This window comes from Mycobacterium sp. NGS61 (genome assembly GCF_059812325.1).
This window is the reverse complement of the sequence record NZ_JCALCL010000002.1, coordinates 571,793-594,963: the sequence shown is the minus strand read 5'-3', so window position 1 is coordinate 594,963 and position 23,171 is coordinate 571,793. Positions and strand designations below refer to the sequence as shown.

The following is a 23,171-nucleotide window of genomic DNA, read 5'->3' as shown; positions in this document are numbered from 1 at the left end:
CGACGAGCTGTGTGCAGCGCGCTCGTCGCTCTTCGCATTCAACAGATGACAGGGCCAGAAAGGACAATGCCGCTGCGTGGCGCCGGCCGTCAACCGGCGCCACCGCAGCGGCAGGGCCCGTGTTACTTGCGCACCTCGGTGGCTGCGACCTGCACGAAGGTGCCGGTGTCCTCGGCCATCAGCAGGCCTCGACCGCGGGGCAACGGACCACCCTTCATCTTGCCCCGGATGAAGCCTTCGTCCGGGTCGGCGTCCATCACCAGCAGCGGCGCATTGGCCTGATGCAGACCTCGGAGCATCGGGTCGCTGCCTGCCGACGACCAACCGCCGAAGGTGCGGGTGACGATCACGTGCAGACCGACGTCGGCGGCCCGGTTCACGAACGGCACCACCTTGTGCAGCGGCGAGTCGAAGCCGGGGGGCAGCTGCTGGATGTCGTCGACGATCAGGAAAATCTCCGGACCGCTCCACCATGACCGCGACAGCAGCTCCTCGGCGGACAGACCCGGCGGTGGTTCCCGCCCCGCCAATGCCGCCGACAGCTCACCCATCATCGCGACCACGCCGTCGAGGTTGTAGGCGAATTTCTCCACGTAGTCCGATCCCAGCGTGGTCAGCAGTTGCCGGCGCGGGTCGATCAACCACACCTGCGCGGATTTGCGTCCGGGCGGCGGGGGCGGTGCGCTGGTGGCACCGGGCGCGTACAACCGGCCGATTTCGGACATGATGGTGGCCAGCGTCGTGGTCCGCCCACATTCGCGTCGACCGGTCACCATGAGGTGCGAGTTCTCGGCGAAGTTGAGGTAGACCGGCTGCAGGTCCAATTCGGAAATGGCCCAGGCGATTCCGCCGGCACCGACGCCCTGACGGGTGTCCCGCGCCGCAAGCTCGCGGACCTGTTCCACACCGAACCGCGCCGGCAGTCGCCGTACCGGGGGTGCCACCGCCGTGGTGAGCCGGCTGACCGCGGCGACCACACTGTCGCTCTCGAACACATTGTCGGCGGTGCTGGACAACGACGGGCGGGCCACCAGGGTGTGCAGGCCGGCCTGCGGGTCGCTGTCGAGTCGCACGTAGTTGACCGCAACCATGCCGCGCCCCGGCTTGACCGGGACGTCCTTGGCGAACCGGGAACGCACCAGCTTGGCGTCCTCGACGGCGGCCAACCGCAGTTCGACACGCGAGCCGAAACCACTGCGCACCGGGGGCCGCAGCTCCGATTCGCGGTCGGCGGTGACGATCACGTGCACACCGAACGAGGGACCCTGGTTGATGATCACGTTGACCTGGTCGATCAACACCTCGTTTTCCTCGGCCAGGGCACGGTAGTTGTCGATGACCAGGTAGACGTCACCGAACCCGTCGTTGGGCACCGGACCGGCTTCCCCGCCGAACTTGCGGCGCCGGAACATCTCCATCGACGCGATGCCGTACTCCAGGAAGCTGCGCTTGCGTTCGCGCACCAACGCCAACAGCTCAGCGACCGTACGGCGGACACCGTAGGGATCGGTGGGACCGGCGACCTCGCCCACGTGCGGCAGCTGGGCCACCGTGGTCAACGCGGTGCTGCTGTAGGCCAGGCAGTAGAACTGCACCTGCTCGGGTGTGTGGGTCAGCGCCGCCGAGCAGATCAACGTCTGCAACGCGGTGGTCTTGCCGGAACCGCCGGCGCCCAGGATCAGGACGTTGGAGCCCGGCCCGGAGGTGTCGACCGTCCACGGCGGCTGGTCGTGCTTGAACGGCCGGTCGATGATCCCGATCGGGAACACCAAATTCCTGGCCGAGCCGTAGTCCTTGTTCCACGGGTGCCCGAGGAAGCGGTTGACCAGTTCGTCGATGGCGATCGGCTGGGTCAGCGGCGGCTGCCACAACCGGTACGGCTCGAACTTGATCTTGCGCAGCTGATCGATGATCACCGTGCCGACCTTCGGCGTACGGATCGCCTCTTCCTCCTCCTCGACGACCTCACCGTTGGTCAGGGCGGGCAGGTCAGGCTCGACGGTCGGACCGCCGACGCTGACTTCCATCGGCGTGAACGAGTTGGTGAACAGTTGCGGGCGCACGTAGTCGATGCTGTGCACCAGCACCGGAGCTTCCTCGCCGTCGACGCTGGAGATGCGGAAGTAGTCGCGCCACAGGAACTCGGCCTGGAACCGGATGATGTCTTCCAGGCTCTTACGGAAGTAGCCCAGCCCGGCCTGCGCCGGCAGGTTCACCGCGTTGGGCACACCTGCCGCCTGCGCGGCGCCGGCGGTACGGGCTTTCAGCACCAGCCGGTAGCCCATGTTCTCCATCAGCTTCTCGGCGCGGCTCTCGATCGTCTGGGACGCCATCATCAGGTGGATCCAGTAGGCGCGGCCCTGTCGGCCGATCGAGTCGAGCACGTCGACGGCGGTCGGCATGATCCGGAACCACTCGTAGAACTCGTCGATGACGACCACCAGCATCGGCAGCGGCGCCATGTCCTGGCCGCGTGCCCGCATCCTGGTCCGCACGGAGTTGTATTCCTTGGCGTCGTCCACTCCGGCGCTGTCACAGATCGCCTTGCGACGCGCGATCTCGCCCCACAGCGCGTCCAGGAAGCGCTCCATCAGCGCCTGGTCTTCTTCCAGGTCGGTGATGATGCGCGACACGTGCGGCACCCCGGCGAACGGCTTCACGGCCGATCCACCCTTGAGGTCGGCCAGCACGAACTGCAGTTCCTCCGGCGGGTGACCGAGCATCAGCGACTCGATCACCGTGCGCACCAGCGTCGACTTACCCGAACCCGTCGTACCCGACATGACGCCGTGCGGGCCGTCGCCGCCTTCGTCCAGCGACTTCATGTCCAGGAACAGCAGCTCGCCGTTGTCGGAGCGGTTGCCGAACGGCGCCCGCAACCTGGAGCGGCCCATCGTGTCCGTGCGGCTGCCCCACAGATCCTCGAAGTCGATCGCGGAAGGATCGTTGATCCCGTAGTAGGACAAGATGTCCCGGGCGCCGATGTGGGCGACCCGCTGGCCGATCTCCTCGTAGGCCTCGGCGAGTCGCCACTGGGCCAGCTTCTGACTGAACTCTTCGGCTTCGGCGGTGCTGATCTGGTCGGTCAGCGCGAAGAACCACGGCTTGTCGTCGATCACCATCCAGGTGTCACGGTCGCGGGGCAGCGCCTCGATCACGCCGATTTCGTCGAACTGCAGCTTGCGCTCAGGAACCCCGGTCCACATCGACGAGCCGGTCAGGTCGAAGAACGTCACGCCGTCGACACCCTCGGCGCTGATCACGTACTCCCACTGCGGGTCGTCGACGTCGGCGATGATCACGTGGTGCGGGGTCGGCGTCTGCGCCGAGGAACTGGCGTGCCGAGGTGTGAAAGACCCACGCCCGGCGAACAATTCGGCCTGCTCGGCGGCGAACTCGCGCACCGAGCTGTACACCATCCGGGCGTTGCCGGCGGCGTCGTGGCGCCGGGAGTCGCCGAAGTGCGGCAGCCACTTGACCCAGTCCCACTCCTCGAGGTCCGAGCTGACCACGATGAACTGCATGTGGTCGGGGCCGTGCGAGAAGGTCAGTTGACAGATGATCGAGCGCATCAGCCCGAGCACCTGCTCGCGGTCCCCGACCAACGCATACCAGGGTTCCACCAGCACCGAGATCATCTTCGGCAGGTTGTAGACCACGCTCTGGTAGCGCCCGAACTCCTGCAGCGCCTTACCGGTCACCGGCTCCAGCTCGATGTCGGTGGGCATGTTCTGCGGCTCACCCCAGGTGACCTCGGGTCGCGTCATACCGACGCCGACGCGGACCACCCCGAAGTTGAGGTCTTTACCGTCCGGCTTGCGCTCCCACATGCGCGACGTCCCCACCGCGGCGGACAACGTGTTGGGTGCCGGGTGGAACCAGCGGTAGTTGGCGTCCATGCTGTCCGCCGACTCCTGCGCGGTCTCCCGCAGCATGTCCAGCATCAGCATGAACTGGGCGCGCATCGCGTCCAGTTTCGGCCGGCTCATCTGCTGCTGGCCGCCGAACCGGCCGCCGAACATCATCATCATCATTCCACCGACCATGAAGATCGGGAAGATCGAGCCGACACCGCCGAACACGTGTGAGCCGCTGGCGAAAGTCATGGCGACCATGCCGCCGAGCAGACCGATCACCACCACGCCGACCACGATCAGCCACCAGGGCTTGCCCTCGGGCGGCGGAATGCTCAGCGGGGTCGGTAGAACAATGTTCTCCGGCTTGATGACCGGCGGTCTCTCCGGTGTCGGTCGGGCAAAACCACGTTTCACTTCGGTACCACCAACTCTGCAGGGGTCATATCCATCGGTAGCGTGTCGTGCTCCACCAGAGCATCCGCGCGCGACAATGTCGGGCCTTGCGGCATCAGCCGCAGCGCCACCCACGGCGCCAGGCTCGGCTGCAGGGTCAGACCCAGCGCTTCGCGCGCTTCCTTGGTGTCGTCCACCCCGAAGCGCGCACCCGCGTTGGTCAGCCACCACAACGACTCGGTGGTCTGGGCGCCGGGATTGTTGCCGGTGACCGCCACGAAGTTCGCGTAGTTGGGTCCGAAATAGACCTGGTCGGCCACGCGTCCGGTCATGTCCGCCTTCACCAGGTTGACCACCCGGTTCATCTCGCTGGGCTTGATCGGCAGCGTCGGCCCCGAGACCACCTGGACCCGCGCGCGGTTCTCACCGGTGGTTCGTTCCCACCACCAGCAGGTGGACGGGTTCTCCCGGATGTCCTGCACGTTCAGCGGATCGTTCGGGTAGGAGGACAGGTCCAACCGGTTCACCACCGGCATCTTGGCCAGCGCGGACGGTTCGACCGTCACCGGCTTGGTGTTGCCCGGCCGCTCGGCGTTCTGCAGGATCTGGGCCACCAGCGGCGGCAGGGTTTGCACCCCGTCGGTCAGCACCAGCGAATACTGTTGTGGCCCACTGATTTGCGGGGTGACGAGGATCGTTCCGACCGGACCGGGCGCTCCGGGGAAGGTCGGCTGGGCGCCCGCGTTGGGCACCTCGGGGACCAGCAGTTCCGGTCCGACCGGCAGCGCGTCGTAGAGCGCGTGGCTCATCGGCCGCGCCTGCGTCACCTGTTCCGGGGTCAGTCCGAGTGGCAGCAGCACCGACCGGTCGGTGGCGTCGATCTTGGACCGGCGGCCTTCCCGGATCACCCAGGTGCTGCCGCCATAACTGAGCACCACCGCGTCCGATCCGCTGAGGATGCGACGGTGGCCGCTCATGTCCGGCGTTCCGTCGATCACCGTCACGGTCACCCCGCCCGGCGAAGCCATCCCACCCGACGTGCCGCCCACGGTGTCGCACACCAACCACGACGACGCGGGAGGGTTCTTCGGCGCGAACTCGGTGGGAGCGCCGGGAATACCGACCAGCGGTCCGTGCGGCATGCTGGCGATCTGGCTGCTGCGGACCAGGTGCGGGTTGTCCGGGCGCCCGGTGATCAGTCGTGCCGACGCCAGGTTCAGCGCCGGGTAGAGCCGGTCCCCCACTTTGACGTACAGCGCCCCGGAGTCCCGGTCGGCGATGATCGGGGCATCGTTGATCTGGCCCGCCGGGCTGATGAAGGAGTACAGCAGGGCGCCCAGGCAGATGACCAGTGCCGCGGAGACCGACGCGACGACGGCCAGGGTCTGACGCCGACCGGGCTCGATCTCCATGCGCACCCGCCACCGGGTCAACGCCATGGCGGTGCGGCGCGCCAGGAATTGGTAGCCCGTTACCTGGGTCCGCGTCGACAATCCGAGACCGTATCCCGATCCCCGCTGTCCGCGGCTATGTTCAGCCACGTTCGATCACCTTCCGGTTGTCAAAATCCCTGGATATGAGCCCTTGCGGTCAAGTACATCGATAACCGTAGGGCACCCGTAGAGACCTCGCCAGGCGGCGGGAGCCGTCGGCGGCCGCGCTGGATCCCCCACGGTTTCATCGTGTCTTCTCTGGGCATGGTAGCCGCGAATGGCCCAGTCGGCGCGCTAAGTCACACACCGCCGGATTCCCCGGTCCGAGCTGCGGGTAGCAAGATTGCCGGCATGACCGAGCTTGCGCCGTCTCTCGTCGAACTCGCCCGGCGGTACGGCATCGCCACGAGTTATCAGGATTGGACCGGCCGGCAGGTGCTGGTCTCCGAGACCACAGTGGTGTCCGTTCTTGCCGCGCTCGGCGTCGCGGCCGGGACCGAGCAGCAGCGCAACCAGTCCCTCATCTCCGAACGTCGGGCGTACTGGCAACGGCCGCTGCCGCCGACGGTGGTGTCCCGCGCCGGGGCGCAGACGCGATTCTGGGCGCATGTGACCCATGGCGCGCCCGCCGACGTGTGGTTGGAGCTCGAGGACGGCACCCGACGCACCGGTGCGGACAGCGGCATCGTGCAGATCGACAACTTCACGCCGCCGTTCGAGCTGGACGGCCGCTGGGTCGGTGAGGCCAGTTTCCTGCTGCCGGGCGACATTCCGCTGGGCTACCACCGGTTGCAGCTGCGTTCCGGCGACGAATCGGCCGACACCGCCCTGATCGTGACACCGGACTGGGTGGGGCTGCCCGACGCCCTCGGCGGCCGGCGGGCCTGGGGGCTGGCCGTTCAGCTGTACAGCGTGCGGTCCGGACGGTCGTGGGGTGTGGGCGACCTCACCGACCTGGCCGACCTGGCGCTCTGGTCGGCTACCGTGCACGGCGCCGACTACGTGCTGGTCAACCCCATGCACGCGGCGGCGCCGCCACGATCCACCGCCGAACCCATGGAGCCCTCCCCCTACCTGCCCACGTCGCGGCGCTTCGTCAACCCGCTCTATCTGCGCCTCGAAGCCGTCCCGGAGTTCGTCGACCTGCCCAAGCGCCGCCGGGTGCGCCAATTGCGCGACCGCGTGCAGCAGCGCGCCGATCAGCTCGACCGCATCGACCGCGACACAGCGTGGGCCGCCAAGTGTGAGGTGCTGCGACTGCTGCATGCGGTGCCGAGGTCGGCGGGCCGCGAGTTGTCCTACGCGGCGTTTCGCGCCCGGGAAGGCCAGGCCCTGGACGACTTCGCGACCTGGTGTGCGCTGGCGGAGGTGCACGGCGGGGACTGGCGTCGGTGGCCGAAGTCGCTGCAGCATCCCGACGCCGGCGGTGTTGCCAAGTTCGTCAGGAAGAACCAGCGAGCGGTCGACTTCCACCGGTGGCTGCAGTGGCAATTGGACGAGCAACTCGCGGCCGCCCAGTCGCAGGCCGTGCGTGCGGGGATGGCGCTGGGCGTCATGCATGACCTGGCGGTCGGCGTGCACCCCACCGGTGCCGACGCCTGGGCTCTGCAGGATGTGCTGGCGCTGGGCGTCACCGCGGGCGCGCCGCCGGATGAGTTCAATCAACTCGGCCAGGACTGGTCGCAGCCGCCGTGGCGCCCCGACCGGCTCGAGCAGGCTGAGTACCGGCCGTTCCGTGCGCTGATCCGAGCGGTGTTGCGGCACGCCGGTGGCGTCCGGATCGACCACATCATCGGGCTGTTCCGGTTGTGGTGGATCCCCGACGGTGCGCTGCCCACCGGCGGGACCTACGTGCGATACGACCACGAGGCGATGATCGGCATCGTCGCGCTGGAAGCTGTCCGGGCCGGCGCGGTCGTGGTCGGCGAGGATCTGGGCACCGTCGAGCCCTGGGTGCGCGACTACTTATTACTGCGCGGCCTGCTGGGCACCTCGATCCTGTGGTTCGAGCAGGACTTCGAGCAGGGAAATGCTTCCGGCGGCCCGCTGCCCGCCGAACGCTGGCGGGAATACTGCCTGTCCGCGGTCACCACCCATGACCTGCCGCCGACCGCCGGTTACCTGGCCGGCGACCACGTGCGGCTGCGGGAGGACCTGGGATTGCTGACCCGGCCGGTGGCGGCCGAGTTGGAGCACGCGGCGACGGAGCGGGCGGCCTGGCTGGCCGAACTGCGCCGCGTCGGTGTCCTCGCCGACGCTGAGGATCGGCCCGAGCAGTTGATCCTGGCCTTGTACCGCTACCTGTGCCGCACTCCGTCACGGCTGCTCGGGGTGGCCCTGACCGACGCGGTCGGTGACCGGCGTACGCAGAACCAGCCGGGCACCACCGACGAGTACCCGAACTGGCGGATTCCGTTGACCGGCCCGGACGGCCGGCCGATGCTGTTGGAGGACGTCTTCACCGACGAACGCGCCGCGGCACTGCTCGATGCGGTGCGCGCCGAGATCGGGCCGTGAGTGCTGTGTCCACCGACCGCGCGGCCCTCAGCGACCTGGTGCACCGCTATGCAGCCTATGTCGACGATCGTGAATTCGATTCTGTGACAATGCTTTTCACCGAGAATGCCGAACTGACGGTGCCGGACCCGCCGGGCAATCTGCGGCCGGTCCGCTCGCATCGGGGCCACAGCGCGATCGCGGACGCGGTGGCTGCCGTTGCGCACGTGGCCCGCACCGAGCACGCCATCGTCGGTGAGGTCTACGACCCGGGCCCACGCAGCGGAGCCGCGCGTGGCCGGATCGCGTGCGTGGCGCACCACTGGAGCCGGCGGGCTGAGGAGGTGATCGACGCCGTATGGCATCTGCGCTACGACGACGAATACGAACTCACTGACACCGGTTGGCGGATCAGTAGTCGAGCTCTGACGATCAACGCCATCGAGACCCGCCCGGTACGCCGGTTACTGCCCCGACGGTAGGCCGAACCGTTTGTGCCAGCGGCATTCCGGGTAAATTCCCGACGGGCTCCAACTCGGTCGATCGGGACGACCGCTGCAAGTTGCTGCAGAGGAGATGCTCATGGACGACGCCGCACGCTACGCCGTGGGCGGGCAACCGCACGACTCGATGCGGGCGCTGGATGACTTCGAAGACAACGTGGAACGCGCACCCGGACTGGTGGTGATGACCGGCGCGGTTCTGGCGTTCGTGGGGTCGGTGGCGGCGTTCGCGCTGGGCAAGATCGGTATCGGAATCGGCGCCGCCAGCAGCGGAATGCTGATCCTGAGCGCTGGGTTGTCCTGGCTCAGTATGGAACGGCGGCGGGTACGCGCCGCGGAACGCGAGATGCGATTCGACGAAGCGCCGCGGCGGGCGGGCTAACGCAGGTCGGCGAGGTTCTGCACCGACTTGCGCACATCGGAGCGCAGCACTCGCGCCACGACTTTGCCGACCGGCCCGCTGAGTACGCCGCCGCTGAGGTCGGCGGTGAGGTCGAAGGTCGAACCCGGATCCTGCGGGGTCACCTTCATCGCGACGGTGATGCGGATCCCGCCGCGGCCGCGGCCTTGCAGTTCAATGGATTTCGGCTCGTCATACTCGGTGACTTCCCAGTGGATGACATTGCGGAAGCCCTTGACCTTGACACACGACGAGACACAGGTGCCCTTCTCGATGTTGTCGGGCACCTTGCCGCGCCAGCCGGCGAAAATCGTCATCCACTCGTCGAAGCGCTGCAGATCGGAAGCGAGCTTCCAGGCTGCCTCGGGGTCCACGTCCGAAGTCGTCGAGACATCTACCTTGGCCACCTGGTTGTGCTCCTCCCGCTGTGAACAGTCCCGCGGTTACATACCCGAGCGCGGCAGGGAGAAAACACCGGCATCTTCGTCGGCATGAACGGGCTTGCCGGACAACGGGATTGGTCAGATACCGGTCCAGGCGGTGGCCACCTGGGTGGCGACATCGATGATCTGGGCGGCCTGGGACTCCGGCTTGTCGATCTCTTCTTTGACGTACTGGGCGATGAAGCGCCGGATCTCGCCGTCCACACCGGCCAGAATGCGCAGCACTTCGCCGCGGAATGAATTCGATGACACGTTGACGGTGATGTCGGAGGGCCGCGGTTTGGACACGTCGACGATGAGCAGCAGCGGTTCGGCCGCGCGCGCCGTGGCCCGCAGCGCGATATCGCCGGTGACCACGAAACGCTGCTTGTCCAGGCGCAAGTCCAGCAGCAGGTCGATGGTCAGCGGGATGTGGATGACGAACGTGATCAGGTCGCCGAGCTTGCGGGTGACCCGTGGCTCCTGGATCTTGACGTTCGCACTGACCTTGGCAATACCGCCGGGGCCCTGGGCGATCGGGTCCATGGCGAACTCACTGCCTGCAATTTCGGCGAAGGCGGCGGCCACCCGGTCGGGCGTGACCGCGACCTCGAAGAATCTGCGGCCGAACTCTTCGTAACTGAGGAAGTCGTGGTTTTGCATAGATTCCTACCGTCTCATGTCAGCTGCCCGGACAGACGTTGATCCGGTCGCGTCGCCCAATTTGTGTGATCTGGGCCACTTCTATCGAATTTGTGAACAACGCCACAAGCGGGCTGTTCGATTCGGTGTGTCGACTGCGGGCCTGCCACCCTGGAGTGATTGGAGGTGTTGAGTCCCATGCGCGCGCACGAATCATCTGAGCAGCGCCCCGCCGTCACCCGGATCGAAGGACTGCTGACCTGGCTCGGCGGCGGCCACTGGCGAGAACTCGCCGAACGCCACGAACGATCAACCCACGCCGTAGCGGGCGCGGTGGTGGCACTGGGGGCGATCCTGGCCTGGCTGGTTGCGGCCCTGGCCATGCGGTCGTCGATCCAGGCCGCCCCTTGGTGGGCGATCGCCGCCGGCACACTCGCTTTCGGCCTGCTGGTGGGCGCCGTGAGCCGCGGTGTGGCCGGCGGCCCGTCCCGCGGCCGTAGCGGTGTTGCCGGTCGCGCGGCGGTCGCCGTGGCCCTCGGCGTGCTGGTCGGCGAATTGGCCGCGCTGGTGATTTTCTCGGCAGCGATCGACCGCCGGCTGGACGAACGTGCCCTGCGCACCGCGGACTCGACGCCGGCCGTCGCGCAAGCGACCGCGGCCTGGCAGCAGAGCCGGGCGGCACGGTCGGCGCTGGACGCGCCGGTGGAACAGGCGCGCGGCGATCTGGACCGGGCTCTGGTGGTGGCTCGTTGCGAATACCATCCCAGCCCGGGTTGCCCGCAGACCCGCATCACCGGCGACCCCGGCCAGGGACCGGAGACGCGGACCGCCAACGAACTGCTCGCGGATGCACAACGTGCGCTGGACACCGCGACGGCAACTCGGGACCGACGAGCACCCGACCTGGACGCTCGGCTGGCACGCGATGAGCAGGCGGTCTTGGCCGCGCGGCACGGTGTGGTGGCCGACGCGGGCCGCGGGCTGAGTGCGCGATGGGTGGCCATGAACGAGGTGACATTCGGACCGGAGGCCGGCGTCGGTGCGCCGGTGCTGCGGTTACTGGCGGTCGCGTTCTTCGTCCTGCTGTATCTGCTGCCGCTGATTCTGCGGCTGTGGCGCGGCGAGACAACCCACGACCGCCACACGACGGCGCGCGCGGAGCGTGAACGCGCCGAGCTGGACGCGGACACCGCAATCGCGATCAAGCGTGCCGAGGTGCGCCGTGCCGCCGAAATCATGTGGGCCGAGCACCAACTCACCCAGACGCGGCTGGCCATCGAAGCCCAGGCCGAGATCGACCGGGAGCACCAACGCCGTCGAGTCATCGAAGCGATCGAGGCCCCGGTGCACGCGTCGTCGGAACGTACCTTCGAGCCAGTGGAGGATGACATGTACTTGCCGATCGCCGCCGAAGCGGAGGCGGCCAGTCGGGCGGTGGCGCAGCTGCCCGCCGGCGATGCTGCGCCAACAGATGCCCACGTCGACGCGCCGCAGCAGCTGCCGGCCGTGCCCGAACCCGTCCAGCACGTCGTCGAGCACTACGAAGAGCCGCAACCGACCGAACAGGAACGGGGAGCCCCGATGATTCCGTCCCTTCCGGACGCCACCCGAGCTGCTGCCCGTTGGATCCGCCCGCTGGTGCCACCGTTCGTCGCCCGGGTCATCGACAACACCACCCAGCCGTTACGCAGCGCGCGTCAGGTGTTCGAAGAAGTCGAGGAGATCGCGTTCTCGCTGAAGCGCACCCGTAAGGTCACGGTCGATTCGCAGAGTTCCGACGGCGGCAGCCACCGTCCGGCGCACCAGGATCCTGGCCCCGGAGGTTCTCACGAGGACCCGGCCGGGTCCCACCGGATCGAATCCTCGCGGGGCAGCGCGGCCGGGCAGCATCGGGCCGCGGACTACCGCCAGGTCGGCGCGGACCCGCAGTACGCGTCCCTGACGCACCCACCCCGGCCCGACCTGGCGGGCCTGTCGGTCGGCGCCCGGGCCGGCGAGGACAGCCAGTACGAACTGGCCCAACGGCAAGGGCCACGCGAGCTGCGCGCGCCCGAGGGTCCACGTCAGCTGCCGCCGGGCAAATAGCGGGCCGTAGTGCCTTCGGGTCGGATGGATGCCGCAGCGGCGGCGTATCATCGGCCCGGACTCTGGTCGAGGGGGCGCGCCCGGACGCCATGGCAGGGCAGTCGCGAGACGGATTGGGAACATGACGTGGATCAGGCAGTGATCGCGGTGGCAACCGCAGGGTCGTACGGAATGTCGGCCACCGCATGAAGGTCAGTCTTTTCCTCGCCGATGCGGCCCAGGCCGACATCCAGTCCGGGAAGGTGCACACCCTCGGGCTGGGCTGGCGACAGTGTCAAACACCCACGCCGCCTTTCGCTTTAGTCATCTTCCTGGACATCGACTGGGACGAGACCAACAAACAGCACAGGCTGACCTGTCAGCTGCTGAATACCGACGGCCAACCGGTGGTGGTGCCGGGTCCGCAAGGCCCGCAACGGATCCTGTTCGAGGCCGCCGCAGAAGCGGGTCGGTTGCCCGGGGCCATTCACGGCACCGCGGTCCGCATGCCGCTCACCCTGAACATCCCGGGCGGAATCCCGTTGGATCCGGGTATCTACGAGTGGCGGGTAGAGGTGGAAGGCTTCGAACGCGCTACGGCGATCGAAGCGCTGATCGTGTCTGCAGGGGCACTGCCCCCGCAGGGTTAGTGTCGCCCGGGTCACGAACGGCATTGTCGCACCGCTTCATTCACGGCCAGTTCCACGCCCCGAGAAGGACGTGCTGGTTCGCCCACGACGACAGCAGTTGAGGGCCGCGGCACTTCCCCGTTGCCGCGGAGCGCTCAACCCGTCCCGGCAACGTCCGCCAGCGACCGAAGATGGTCGGCGGCGAACAACTCTCCCCACTCGTCCCGCGCGGCCGACTGCGCTTCGACGAAGCTGGGCGTCCGTTCGCCATCGCCGGCCAGATGCACCAGTGCCCACGCCATCGCGAACACCGGAACCCGGTGACGCTGTGCGGCGCTGTGCAATTCGTCGAATGCGCTGTCCGAACGGCACCGGCGCAAACCGATCAGGATGCCTTGCGCGGTGTCGAGAATGCGTCCCGAACTCGGGCTGTGCGAGCTCTGGGTGGGGGCACAGCTGGCCGTCATAGCTTGGTTCCTTCACGATTCACAACTGGCATACCGTGCAATGATTTGCGGGCCGTCGCTCATTGCGCCAGACGCACGTCGACATCGAGACCCTCCCGTGAGCGCGTTGATATCCGCTCGAAGCCGCCGGACTCAGGGGCCGAGCACGCGGCGGGTGTAGTCGTTGAGGAATACGCGGTCGGGGTCGAGGCGGTCGCGAACCGCGATGAACCGATCCCATTCGGGATAACGCCCGCGCAGCGCTGCAGCGGTTTGATAGTGCCGCTTGCCCCAGTGCGGTCGCCCCGCGTACTCGTCCATGATCTCTTCGACTGCGCGGAAATAGCTTTCGAACTCCATGCCGGTGAACTGGTGCACCGCTATGTAACAGGTGTCGCGGCCGTGCGCAGTCGACAGGAACGCATCGTCGGGCGCGCTGAAACGCACCTCGAGCGGGAACATGATCGGCAGCCGGCGCCGGCGCACGACGTCGATCACCCGCTCCACCGCCTCCTGTGCATGCATGCGCGGTATGGCGTACTCCATTTCGGTGAACTTGACGTTGCGTGCGCTGGCGTAGACCTTCCAACCGTGATCCTGGACTGTTGCCGGCGACATCAGGCCGGTCAGCAGCCGGTTCAGTTGCGGCGCCGCGCCTGGAAACCGACGTCCGGCGCGGCAGACCAGATTCAATCCGACGTTCTCGAACTCCTCCCCGAACCTCTTCTTCCACAACGGTTCTGGTCTCGGCTGTTGGTAGCTGCGCCGTGAGGTGCGTGTCAGAGCTGTGTCGGCGTGCGGAAAGACGAAGAATTCGAAATGGTCGTTGTCGTCCACGTACTCGTCGAGGTGCTCGAGTGTCGTGGCCAGGGGCCGCAACTCGTCCTCGCGATGCACGGTAAACAACGGCACCACCTTGAAGGTGACCTGCGAGATGACGCCCAGGGCTCCGAGCGACACGCGGGCGGCCAGATAGTCGTCTCCTTCGGACACCTGCAACACTTCCCCGCCGGCAGTGACCAGTCGCGCCGAGACGATCTGGGCCGATACGTTCTGGAACCGGGCTCCGGTGCCGTGCGTTGCGGTAGCCGTAGCGCCGGTGATCGACTGCTTGTCGATGTCGCCCTGGTTTTCGATGCCGAATCCGCGCGCGGCCAACTGCGCGAACAGCGAATGCAGTTGGGCGCCACCCTCGACGGTGGCCAGCCCGCGGGCCGCGTCGACGTCGAGAACGCGTTGCAGGCCCGTCATGTCGATCATCACGCCGTCGGTGCACGCGCAGTCGGTGAACGAATGCCCGGTGCCGACGGCCCGTACCCGCTGACTTTGTCGCGCTGCGCGGGTGACGATGTCGACCAGTTCACCTTCGGAGGTGGGTCGCCTGATCGCCACCGGCGCGCACACCTGGTCGCCGGCCCAGTTGGTCCACGTCGTCGTCATCAAAGCTCCTGCGCACGTTGTGTTGTCGTGGTCGAGCTCAGAGACCCGCTCGTCCCCGAGCTCAGAGAAATGTGCATCCCTCACCCCGATAGGTCGGGACGGTGTCGACGATCGCCGCACCGCGGACCAGATGCAGATGATCGAACCGCTCACACAGTTCGCCGGCCTTGGCATGCCGGAAATACACTCGGTCGCCGATCTTCAGCCGGCGCGCCGCGGCGCCGGTCAGTGGCGTCTGCACTTCGCCGGTACCTTCGGTCGAACTCAACTTCAGGCCAGTCGGCAGATAGGGAGTGGGCATGCGGTCCTTGGCGCCCACCCCGCTGGCCAGGTAACCGCCACCCAGTGCGGTCGCGGTGGTGTCGTCGGGCCGGCGCGACACCGGCAGTGCGAACATGGCCGCGGGTTGCAACGTAAACGCCGAATAGGAGTCGAACAGTGCCGGTGCGTAAAAGCCCGAGCCGGCGGTCGCTTCGGTCATCGCCGGCTCCCGGGCGACCAGTTGCAGGTCTCCGGTACCACCGGCATTGACGATCTCGAGGTCGGCGACCGCACGCACCAAATCAACTGCGCGGGCGCGGCGATCCCGCAACTCCGCGATGGAATGACGCTGTATCCAACCGACAATCGCGTTCTGCACCGGCTTGCCCGGTGCGCGGTCGCCGAGGCCGGCGATGTGCCCTTCGTACGACATCAGCGCGACGAGCCGCAGCTTCGGACGCCGGGCGATCTCCTCGGCCAGCGCGCGGGCTTGCTCGGGAGTGTGCAGCGGTGAGCGTTTGGGGCCGATCTTGACCCGCCCGCCCGCGCGCCAGAAGCCGGCGTCCAGGTCCAGGCACAACCGCACGGGACGATCGGTCACGCTCTCGATCAGGTCCAGATGTTCGACGCAATCGACCATCAGGATCGGCGCGCCCGCCGGATTCTCGGCGGAGAGTTCGCCGTACTCACGCAAGGCTGCCCGGTCGGTGGTCGGGTAGGCCAGCAACAGATTCTCGAAACCGTGTCCGGCCAGCCACAGCGTTTCGCGCAGCGTGAACGTCATCAGGCCGTCGAACCGGGCATGTGAATCGAGGATCTCGCGTTGTAACTGCCTGCACCGCAATGACTTCGAGGCGACCCGGATCGGCTTGTCGCCTGCCCGCCGCAGCAGCTGTCCGGCGTTGTCCCACATCGCGTCGAGGTCCACGAAGGCGAAGGGTGCGTCCAGACCGGCGAACGCCTGCTCGTAGCGCTGCAGGCGGCCGGGCGCGTCCAGTCTCGTCTGACCCACGCCGACACACTAGATGAAGCTGAAGCGAGCATTGGTCCAAATGCTTGACACGAACATCGTCATCCTGAGTCTGTTGCGATCATCCGGGTCGTTGCGGTCCGACACCCACTCGGTGGCCGCATGTGACAACGCTTACAGAATTGCTTTGACGTCCTTCGCGCGGGCGATGTCGTCCCAGTCCAGCTCCAGCTCCAGCAGGATCTCTTCGGTGTGCTGGCCGTGTTCGGGCGCCCGCGAGGGATTCGGCGGGGTCTCGTTGAATTGCACTGGTGCGGCGACGGTTCGGTAAGGCTCGCCCCGGTCGTCGACATTGGTGATGACATATCCATTGGGTTCGACCTGCGGATCGTTGAGCGTTTCACGCGGGGTGGCCAGCGCTCCCCACACTCCCGGTTCGTCTTCGAGCACCCGCCGCCAGTGCGCAAGATCCTGGTGGGCAAACGCATTCGCGAAGATCTCGGTGGCTTCGGCTGCGTTGGCGATCAGGTTGCTCGACGGCACGAACCGCGGATCGTCGGCCAACTCGCCCAGGCCCATCCGCCGGCAGAAGCCGGCCCAGAACTTGTCCGGTTGCAGAAAGACCAGCTGAATCCACCTGTCGTCCTTGGTCCTGTACCGCGCCACCAGCGGATTGATCGCCAATCCCGGTGGTGCGCCGGGGATCCCGTCGATGTCGAACAGGTCGGCCACCGAAATCGACGGCGCGATGGCCCACATCGCCTGCGCGAGCAGCGAGGAGTCCACGATGCTGGGCTCGCCTGTGCGTTCGCGGTGGAACAGCGCGGCACACACCCCGCCGGCCAACGTCGCGCCGCCCTGCAGGTCGCCGAACGCCGGACCCTGCACTGCCGGATTCTCGGTGCCGAACGGAGTGAGCGTATAGGCCACTCCGCCGCGCGCCAGATAGGTGGCGGCGTCGAACCCGCCCCGGTCCCGATCGGGACCGCGCACCCCCAGCCCGGTGCCCCGGGCGATGATGATGTTCGGATTGAACGAGCGGATGTCTGCGACCGTGAGTCGGGCCCGCTCCAGGGCGCCGGGCAACCAGTTGGTGAGGAACACATCGGCGGTCGCCAGCAGGCGACCGAACAGATCTCTGCCCATGTCGGACTTAAGGTCGATTGCGATGCTGCGCTTGCCGCGATTGCTCAACTCCAGGATGAAGTCGGCGTCGGCGCGGGCTGCCTCGCGGGTGAAGCCGCCGACGACCAGCGCGCGGCCGGGGTCGCCGGACGCGACGCCCTCCACTTTGATCACGTCCGCGCCCCAGTCCGCCAATGCGACGCCGGCCGACGGCACGTACGTCCACGATGCCAACTCCACGACTCGAACGCCGCTGAGCACAGCCGCCATTGTCCACCCCCTGAGTGACGCACGTCATTTCTTGCTATTTTAGATATTCTAGCTACTGTAAGGCATATTGATAGCCCAACCGGCGACCGAGCGCATCGGTGCGTGGCCGTCGGCGGACCAGATGCGACGGAGCTGGACATGCACTGCGCCGAGATCGACTGGCGGGGGTCGAATGGCGTTGTGCCGCAGGCTATCTAGCTGGCTCGGACACACCGGGGTGAGGGGCGGATCATGGGCCAATTGACCGGCAGGGTGGCGCTGATCAGTGGCGCGGCGCGGGGCCAGGGCCGATCCCACGCGCGGGCGCTGGCGGCTGAGGGTGCCGACATCATCGCCGTGGACCTGTGTGAAGACATCGAGACCAACGAGTACCCGCTGGCCCGCCCCGAGGATCTCGAAGAAACCGTGCGACTGGTGGAAAAGGAAGGTCAGCGCGTGTTCTCGGCCATCGCCGATGTCCGCGACCGCGCGGCCCTGTTCGCCACGATCGACGACGGCGTCACCGAACTGGGACGGCTGGACATCGTCGTCGCCAACGCCGGGATCTGCCCGCTGACCGCGGGTCTGCCGCCGCAGGCCTTCGCCGATGCGGTGGACGTCGATCTGGGTGGAGTGCTCAACCTGGTGCACGGCAGCCTGAAGTATCTGCAAGCCGGGGCGTCGGTCATTGTGATCGGATCCAACGCCGCCTTCATGTCGTCGATGAACACCACCGGCATCGACGGTGGACCTGGCGGGGCCGGCTACGCATTCGCGAAAATCGCTGCGGCGCATTACGTCAACGATTTCGCACGGGCGTTGGCGCCGTTCTCCATCCGGATGAACGCGGTCCACCCGACCAACGTCAACACCGAGATGCTGCACAGCGCGCCGATGTACCGCGCGTTTCGCCCCGACCTGCCCAACCCCACCCGAGCCGACGCCGAACCGATCTTCCCGCTGGTTCAGGCGATGCCGATCCCCTACGTGGAACCCGAGGACATCAGCGCCGCTGTGCTGTTCCTGGCCTCCGACGCTGCCCGCTACATCACCGGTCAGCAACTGCGGGTAGACGGTGGCGGCTTCCTCAAAGTCAAGCCCTGGTCGGGATCCTGACTCCGCGGATGCAATTGTCCTGCAATGAAGATGGAGAAGCCCGGTGAATGACCGCGACCCGGGGCCGGCGCCCGTGGCACGTCGCCTCTATGAGCTGATGGCGTTGATGAAGGCGGCCGACGACCGTCTATCGAAGGGCATCGCCACCGGCGAGTTCATGTGCGTGTACTGGCCGTCGCGCGGTCAGGAGGCCATCGCCGCCGCCATGGCGGTCGCCCTGCGGTCCGACGATCAGTTGGTGACCACCTACCGGGGACTGCACGACCTCATCGGCAAAGGTGTGCCTCTCGAGGAGATCTACGGCGAGATGATGGGGCGGGTCGTCGGCGCCGGCCGCGGTAAGGGCGGGACCATGCACATCGCCAATCCTGCTGCGGGAGTGATGTTTTCGACCGGTATCGTCGGTGCCGGTCTCCCGGTGGCGGTCGGGCTGGCGATAGCCGGCAAACGCAAGGGGCTGGACCGCGTCACGGTGGTCAGCTTCGGCGACGGGGCCACCAACACCGGCTCGTTCCACGAGGCGGCCAACATGGCCGCACTGTGGGACCTGCCGCTGGTGCTGGTCTGCCAGAACAACCTGTACGCCGAGATGACTCCGACGTCGGACACGATGAAACTCGAACAGGTCGCCGACCGCGCGGCCGGTTACGGCATGCCGGGAGTCCGGGTCGACGGCAACGACCCGCTGGCGGTTAAAGCGGCGCTGGACCAAGCGCTGGACCGGGCGCGCGGCGGCGGCGGGCCCACGTTCATCGAATGCGTGACCTTTCGCTTCCGCGGCCACTATTTCGGCGATCGAATGCCCTACATCCCCAAGGACCAGCTCGCCGCGGCAATGGCCGCCGACCCGGTGCCGCGGTTTCGCGAACACCTGGCCCACACCCGGATCTGTAGTGCCGACGCCCTCGACCGCATCGATGCCGACGCCGCGGCACGCGTGGAGGACGCGCTACGCACTGTGCTGGGCGCCGATCCACCGGCCATCGACGAACTCGACCGTGACGTGTACGCGACTCCGATCAAGTTTCCGGTGTGAGGTTCCAGACAGCATGCAAGAGAAAGAGATGACGATGCGCGAGGCGCTCAACCTCGCGCTGGACCAGGCGCTGGAAGCCGATGACCGGGTGTTCCTGCTCGGCGAGGACATCGCCGACCCGGGGGCGTCCGGACCCACTGCCGGATTGTCGACGAAGTACGGCCACGACCGGGTGTTGGACACCCCAATCTCCGAGGCTGCGATCGTCGGGGCCGCGATCGGCGCGGCGATCGACGGCCTGCGCCCGGTCGCCGAGATCATGATCATGGACTTCATCGGCATTGCCGCCGACCAGCTGATCAACAGCGCCGCCAAACTGCGGTTCATGACGGCGGGGCGCACCACCGCACCGATCACCATCCGCACCCAGGTCTACGCGGGCCTGGCCACCGGCGCGACGCACTCACAATCCCTGGAAGCCTGGTTCATGCACATCCCGGGAATGAAGGTCATCGTCCCCTCCACCCCCCGTGACGGCAAGGGCCTGCTGACCTCAGCCATCTTCGACGACGACCCGTGTCTGTTCGTGGAGACCATCCGGCTGCAGAGCCGCAAGGGTCCCGTTCCGCTGGACGCCGGCTTCGCAATTCCGTTGGGGCAGGCCGACATCAAGCGCTCCGGAGCCGACGTGAGTCTAATCGCCTACGGCCGCGCCGTGCACGACGCTCTCGCGGCCGCGGCCACCCTGGCCGAACAGGGGGTCAGCGCCGAAGTCGTCGACCTGCGCACCCTGGTCCCACTTGATGTCGAGACGATCGTCGAATCCGGGCGTCGCACCAAGCGGGTCGTGGTCGTGCACGATGCCGTCCAATTCGCCGGCCCGGGTGCCGAAGTGGTGGCGATCCTGCAGGCCGAGTTGTTCGGCGAACTGGCCGCGCCCATCGAGCGCGTGGCCGCGCGTTTCGTGCCCAACCCGGCCGCCCCCGCGCTGGAGGCGCAGATGTATCCGTCGCCGGCGCGAATCGTGGCCGCGGCGCAGCGCACCCTGGACAAGGTCGCCGCCCGTGGCTGACTTCATCATTCGGATCCCCCGCGTCTCGGTGGCCGTGTCCGAAGCCGAACTCACCGACCTGCTCGTCGGCGCCGGCGAACACGTCGAGGAGGGCACCCCGATCTACGTGATCGCCACCGAGAAGGTGGAGCAGGAAATCGAAGCCGGGGCATCGGGCACCGTGCAGTGGACCGGCGAAGTCGGCACCACCTACGACATCGGCGCCCAAATCGGCGTCATCACTTCATAATCCGATCCAACGAAAGGTATGGCAGCCGTATGGACCTCAACGAGACTCGCGAACGCATCATCTACGAAAAGGAAGGCCCGATCGCACGGGTGACGCTGAACTGGCCCGAGAAAGCCAATGCGCAGGACCAGAAGCTCGCCGAAGAGGTGGACGCCGCCCTGCTGGACGCCGACCGCGACTACGACATCAAAGTGCTGATTCTCAAAGCCAACGGCAAAGGCTTCTGCTCGGGCCACGCGATCGGCAACAACGCCGTCGACTACCCGTCTTTCGTCGAGGCCGCCGGGGTGATGGGCACGCCGTGGAAGCCGCAGACCGACCTGTTCGTCAAGCCGATCCTGAACCTGTGGGAGTTCTCCAAGCCGACCATCGCGCAGGTGCATGGCTACTGCGTGGGCGGCGGCACCCATTACGGGCTGACCACCGACATCGTGATCGCCGCCGAAGACGCCTACTTCTCCTACCCGCCGCTGCAGGGCTTCGGCATGCCCTCCGGTGAATGCTCAATCGAGCCTTGGGTTTTCATGAACTGGCGGCGGGCCGCGTACTACCTGTATCTGGCCGAGGTCATCGATGCCAAAAAGGCACTCGAGGTCGGTCTGGTCAATGAGGTCGTGCCGCGCGAGGAGTTGGATGCGCGTGTGGAGGCGATCGCGCGCCATATCGCGCAGGCACCGATGACGACGCTGCTGGCGACCAAGGCCAATCTCAAGCGCGCCTGGGAGCTGATGGGCATGCGGGTGCACTGGCAGAGTTCCAACGACCTGGTCGCTCTCGCTTCCATCAGTAAGGACGTGCAGCAGCTGATCCAGACCGTGTTCAAGGACAAGGTGCTGCCCTCCGAGCAGGCCCGCCGTCAGGCTGCCGCCGCCGCGTCTACCGACGGTGCGCCCACCAGCTGAGTGCGCCGGTGAACATCGCAGACCACGCGATCACAGCGCCGAACTCGCCGGCGCTGATCGTCGACGGTTGCGCGATCTCGTTCGGCGAGCTGTATGCCCGTAGCCAACGGGTCGCCGCGGCGCTGCACGACGCGGGCCTGCGTCGCGGCGACGGGGTGGCGCTGATCCTGCCGAACCGGCCGGAGTTCTTCGAAATCACTTGGGGCTGCCAGCTTTCCGGGCTGTATTACACGACCGTCAACACCCACTTCACGCCGGATGAGGTGGCCTACGTCGTCGACGATTCCGACGCCCGGGCGGTGTTCGTGGATGCGTCGTACGCCGGTCTCACCGCCGGACTCGGTGCGGTCAATTCCGCCGTGCGCATGCACGTGGCCGTGGGGGGTGAACTCACCGGCTGGCAGTCGTACGAGGACGTGCTCGCGGGCGCCGGCCCGGCGCCTGCGTTGTCGGACGGTTCGGAAATGCTGTATTCATCGGGCACCACGGGCCGTCCCAAAGCGGTGCGCCGCCCACTGCCTGTCGACGGCAACGGGTCGTGGGCGCAAGCCGTCCTGCAGCTCGCGCTGACCCACAAGTACGGGATGGATCCGTCGTGCGTGTACCTGTCCCCCGCTCCGGCGTATCACGCCGCCGGGGTGAACTACACCATGGCCGTCAACCGGGTGGGCGCCGCGTCGGTCATCGTGCCCAAGTTCGATGCCGAGACGGTGCTGCGGCTGATTCAGACGCATCGGGTCACCCACGCTCAGTTCGTGCCGACCATGTTCGTGCGGATGCTCAAGCTGCCCGAGTCCGTGCGCAACGAGTACGACGTGTCCAGCCTGCGGTGCGTGATCCATGCAGCCGCACCCTGCCCGGTCGACGTCAAGCATCGGATGATGGACTGGTTCGGCCCGATCATCCACGAATATTACGGTGGCACTGAAGGATTCGCGGGCACCACGATCGGGCCCGAGGAGTGGCTGGCCCACCCGGGGTCGGTGGGCATCCCGATGACCACGGTCCACGTGGTGGGCGAGGACGGCCGGGAACTGCCCGTCGGTGAATCCGGTGAGCTGTACTTCGAAGGCGGCCCCGACTTCGAGTACTTCAAGGATCCTGCCAAGACCGCCTCGGTCTCCAACGATCGCGGCTGGCGCACCCTGGGAGACGTGGGCCGGGTCGACGAAGACGGGTATCTCTACCTCACCGACCGTGCCACGTTCACGATCGTCTCCGGCGGGGTCAACATTTATCCGCAGGAGGTGGAGAACGTGTTGGTGATGCACCCCAAGCTCGTCGACGCGGCGGTGTTCGGCGTGCCGAACGACGAGTACGGCGAGGAAGTCAAAGCCGTCGTGCAACCAGCTGACGGCATCCGACCCGGCCCCGACTTGGCGGCCGAGCTGATCGACTACTGCCGGGCGCACCTGGCTGCCTACAAGTGCCCCCGCACCATCGAATTCGACCCGCAGCTACCCCGCGACCCGAACGGCAAGCTCTACAAGCGACGTATCCGGGAACGCTACTGGCACGGACGAAGGTCCCGGATCCTATGACTGAA

The 23,171-nt window shown here is 67.0% G+C and carries 19 protein-coding genes; 11 read left to right on the top strand and 8 right to left on the bottom strand.

Going from position 1 to position 23,171, the window contains the following annotated elements:
* Nucleotides 1-122 precede the first annotated feature (122 nt).
* Both eccCa and eccB read right to left on the bottom strand, forming a co-directional pair.
* Nucleotides 123-4,271 carry a type VII secretion protein EccCa gene (eccCa, locus tag AC5Y3Z_RS07280; protein ID WP_463825397.1) on the bottom strand — a complete coding sequence of 1,383 codons (4,149 nt, stop codon included), beginning with the start codon at nucleotides 4,269-4,271 and terminating at the stop codon, nucleotides 123-125.
* Complete coding sequence (eccB, locus tag AC5Y3Z_RS07275) at nucleotides 4,268-5,791, bottom strand: type VII secretion protein EccB (protein ID WP_463825396.1); 1,524 nt, start codon at nucleotides 5,789-5,791, stop codon at nucleotides 4,268-4,270. The genes eccCa and eccB overlap by 4 nt, the downstream gene beginning before the upstream one ends.
* A gap of 243 nt (nucleotides 5,792-6,034) precedes the next feature.
* On the opposite strand from eccB, the gene malQ reads away from it, so the two are divergent.
* From malQ to AC5Y3Z_RS07260, 3 genes are all read left to right on the top strand, one after another.
* Nucleotides 6,035-8,200 (top strand): 4-alpha-glucanotransferase, encoded by a 2,166-nt coding sequence (gene malQ, locus AC5Y3Z_RS07270; RefSeq protein ID WP_463825395.1) that lies wholly within the window; start codon nucleotides 6,035-6,037, stop codon nucleotides 8,198-8,200.
* Nucleotides 8,197-8,661, top strand: coding sequence for a nuclear transport factor 2 family protein (locus AC5Y3Z_RS07265; protein ID WP_463825394.1), 465 nt, complete (start codon nucleotides 8,197-8,199; stop codon nucleotides 8,659-8,661). The genes malQ and AC5Y3Z_RS07265 overlap by 4 nt, the downstream gene beginning before the upstream one ends.
* Before the next feature lie 100 nt (nucleotides 8,662-8,761).
* Nucleotides 8,762-9,064: a hypothetical protein gene (locus AC5Y3Z_RS07260; protein ID WP_463825393.1), complete on the top strand. Its 303-nt coding sequence runs from the start codon at nucleotides 8,762-8,764 to the stop codon at nucleotides 9,062-9,064.
* On the opposite strand, the gene AC5Y3Z_RS07255 is transcribed toward AC5Y3Z_RS07260, so the two are convergent.
* On the bottom strand, nucleotides 9,061-9,489 hold the full coding sequence (locus AC5Y3Z_RS07255) for a type II toxin-antitoxin system Rv0910 family toxin (protein ID WP_463825392.1): 429 nt from the start codon (nucleotides 9,487-9,489) through the stop codon (nucleotides 9,061-9,063). The two genes, AC5Y3Z_RS07260 and AC5Y3Z_RS07255, sit on opposite strands and share 4 nt — an antisense overlap.
* Nucleotides 9,490-9,603: 114 nt before the next feature.
* On the bottom strand, nucleotides 9,604-10,167 hold the full coding sequence (locus AC5Y3Z_RS07250; protein ID WP_463825391.1) for a hypothetical protein: 564 nt from the start codon (nucleotides 10,165-10,167) through the stop codon (nucleotides 9,604-9,606).
* 177 nt (nucleotides 10,168-10,344) lie between these two features.
* Here AC5Y3Z_RS07250 and AC5Y3Z_RS07245 point away from each other — a divergent pair, with 177 nt between their 5' ends.
* Entirely contained in the window at nucleotides 10,345-12,231 is a 1,887-nt protein-coding gene (locus tag AC5Y3Z_RS07245; protein ID WP_463825390.1) for a DUF4407 domain-containing protein, read from the top strand.
* A gap of 185 nt (nucleotides 12,232-12,416) precedes the next feature.
* Nucleotides 12,417-12,860, top strand: a complete 444-nt coding sequence (locus AC5Y3Z_RS07240; protein ID WP_463825389.1) for a DUF6941 family protein — start codon at nucleotides 12,417-12,419, stop codon at nucleotides 12,858-12,860.
* Between the two features lie 134 nt (nucleotides 12,861-12,994).
* On the opposite strand, the gene AC5Y3Z_RS07235 is transcribed toward AC5Y3Z_RS07240, so the two are convergent.
* The 4 genes from AC5Y3Z_RS07235 to AC5Y3Z_RS07220 all read right to left on the bottom strand — a co-directional run bounded on the left by AC5Y3Z_RS07235 (nucleotide 12,995) and on the right by AC5Y3Z_RS07220 (nucleotide 17,351).
* Entirely contained in the window at nucleotides 12,995-13,306 is a 312-nt protein-coding gene (locus AC5Y3Z_RS07235) for an ANTAR domain-containing protein (RefSeq protein WP_463825388.1), read from the bottom strand.
* Between the two features lie 132 nt (nucleotides 13,307-13,438).
* A complete protein-coding gene (locus tag AC5Y3Z_RS07230; RefSeq protein ID WP_463825387.1) occupies nucleotides 13,439-14,725 on the bottom strand; it encodes a D-arabinono-1,4-lactone oxidase in 1,287 nt (428 codons plus the stop codon).
* 61 nt (nucleotides 14,726-14,786) lie between these two features.
* Nucleotides 14,787-15,998, bottom strand: a complete 1,212-nt coding sequence (locus AC5Y3Z_RS07225; RefSeq protein WP_463825386.1) for an amino acid deaminase/aldolase — start codon at nucleotides 15,996-15,998, stop codon at nucleotides 14,787-14,789.
* A 132-nt stretch (nucleotides 15,999-16,130) separates the two neighbouring features.
* Complete coding sequence (locus AC5Y3Z_RS07220) at nucleotides 16,131-17,351, bottom strand: CaiB/BaiF CoA transferase family protein (protein WP_463825385.1); 1,221 nt, start codon at nucleotides 17,349-17,351, stop codon at nucleotides 16,131-16,133.
* A gap of 231 nt (nucleotides 17,352-17,582) precedes the next feature.
* On the opposite strand from AC5Y3Z_RS07220, the gene AC5Y3Z_RS07215 reads away from it, so the two are divergent.
* The 6 genes from AC5Y3Z_RS07215 to AC5Y3Z_RS07190 all read left to right on the top strand — a co-directional run bounded on the left by AC5Y3Z_RS07215 (nucleotide 17,583) and on the right by AC5Y3Z_RS07190 (nucleotide 23,166).
* Nucleotides 17,583-18,446 (top strand): mycofactocin-coupled SDR family oxidoreductase, encoded by an 864-nt coding sequence (locus AC5Y3Z_RS07215; RefSeq protein WP_463825384.1) that lies wholly within the window; start codon nucleotides 17,583-17,585, stop codon nucleotides 18,444-18,446.
* 97 nt (nucleotides 18,447-18,543) lie between these two features.
* Nucleotides 18,544-19,482 (top strand): thiamine pyrophosphate-dependent dehydrogenase E1 component subunit alpha, encoded by a 939-nt coding sequence (locus AC5Y3Z_RS07210; RefSeq protein WP_463825472.1) that lies wholly within the window; start codon nucleotides 18,544-18,546, stop codon nucleotides 19,480-19,482.
* Nucleotides 19,483-19,495: 13 nt separating this feature from the next.
* A complete protein-coding gene (locus tag AC5Y3Z_RS07205) occupies nucleotides 19,496-20,494 on the top strand; it encodes an alpha-ketoacid dehydrogenase subunit beta (protein ID WP_463825383.1) in 999 nt (332 codons plus the stop codon).
* Complete coding sequence (locus AC5Y3Z_RS07200) at nucleotides 20,487-20,723, top strand: biotin/lipoyl-containing protein (protein WP_463825382.1); 237 nt, start codon at nucleotides 20,487-20,489, stop codon at nucleotides 20,721-20,723. The genes AC5Y3Z_RS07205 and AC5Y3Z_RS07200 overlap by 8 nt, the downstream gene beginning before the upstream one ends.
* Nucleotides 20,724-20,752: 29 nt before the next feature.
* Nucleotides 20,753-21,625 (top strand): enoyl-CoA hydratase-related protein, encoded by an 873-nt coding sequence (locus tag AC5Y3Z_RS07195; protein ID WP_463825381.1) that lies wholly within the window; start codon nucleotides 20,753-20,755, stop codon nucleotides 21,623-21,625.
* Between the two features lie 8 nt (nucleotides 21,626-21,633).
* The gene (locus AC5Y3Z_RS07190; RefSeq protein WP_463825380.1) at nucleotides 21,634-23,166 is read left to right on the top strand and encodes an acyl-CoA synthetase; all 1,533 of its coding nucleotides are present in this window, start codon (nucleotides 21,634-21,636) and stop codon (nucleotides 23,164-23,166) included.
* Nucleotides 23,167-23,171: the final 5 nt, after the last annotated feature.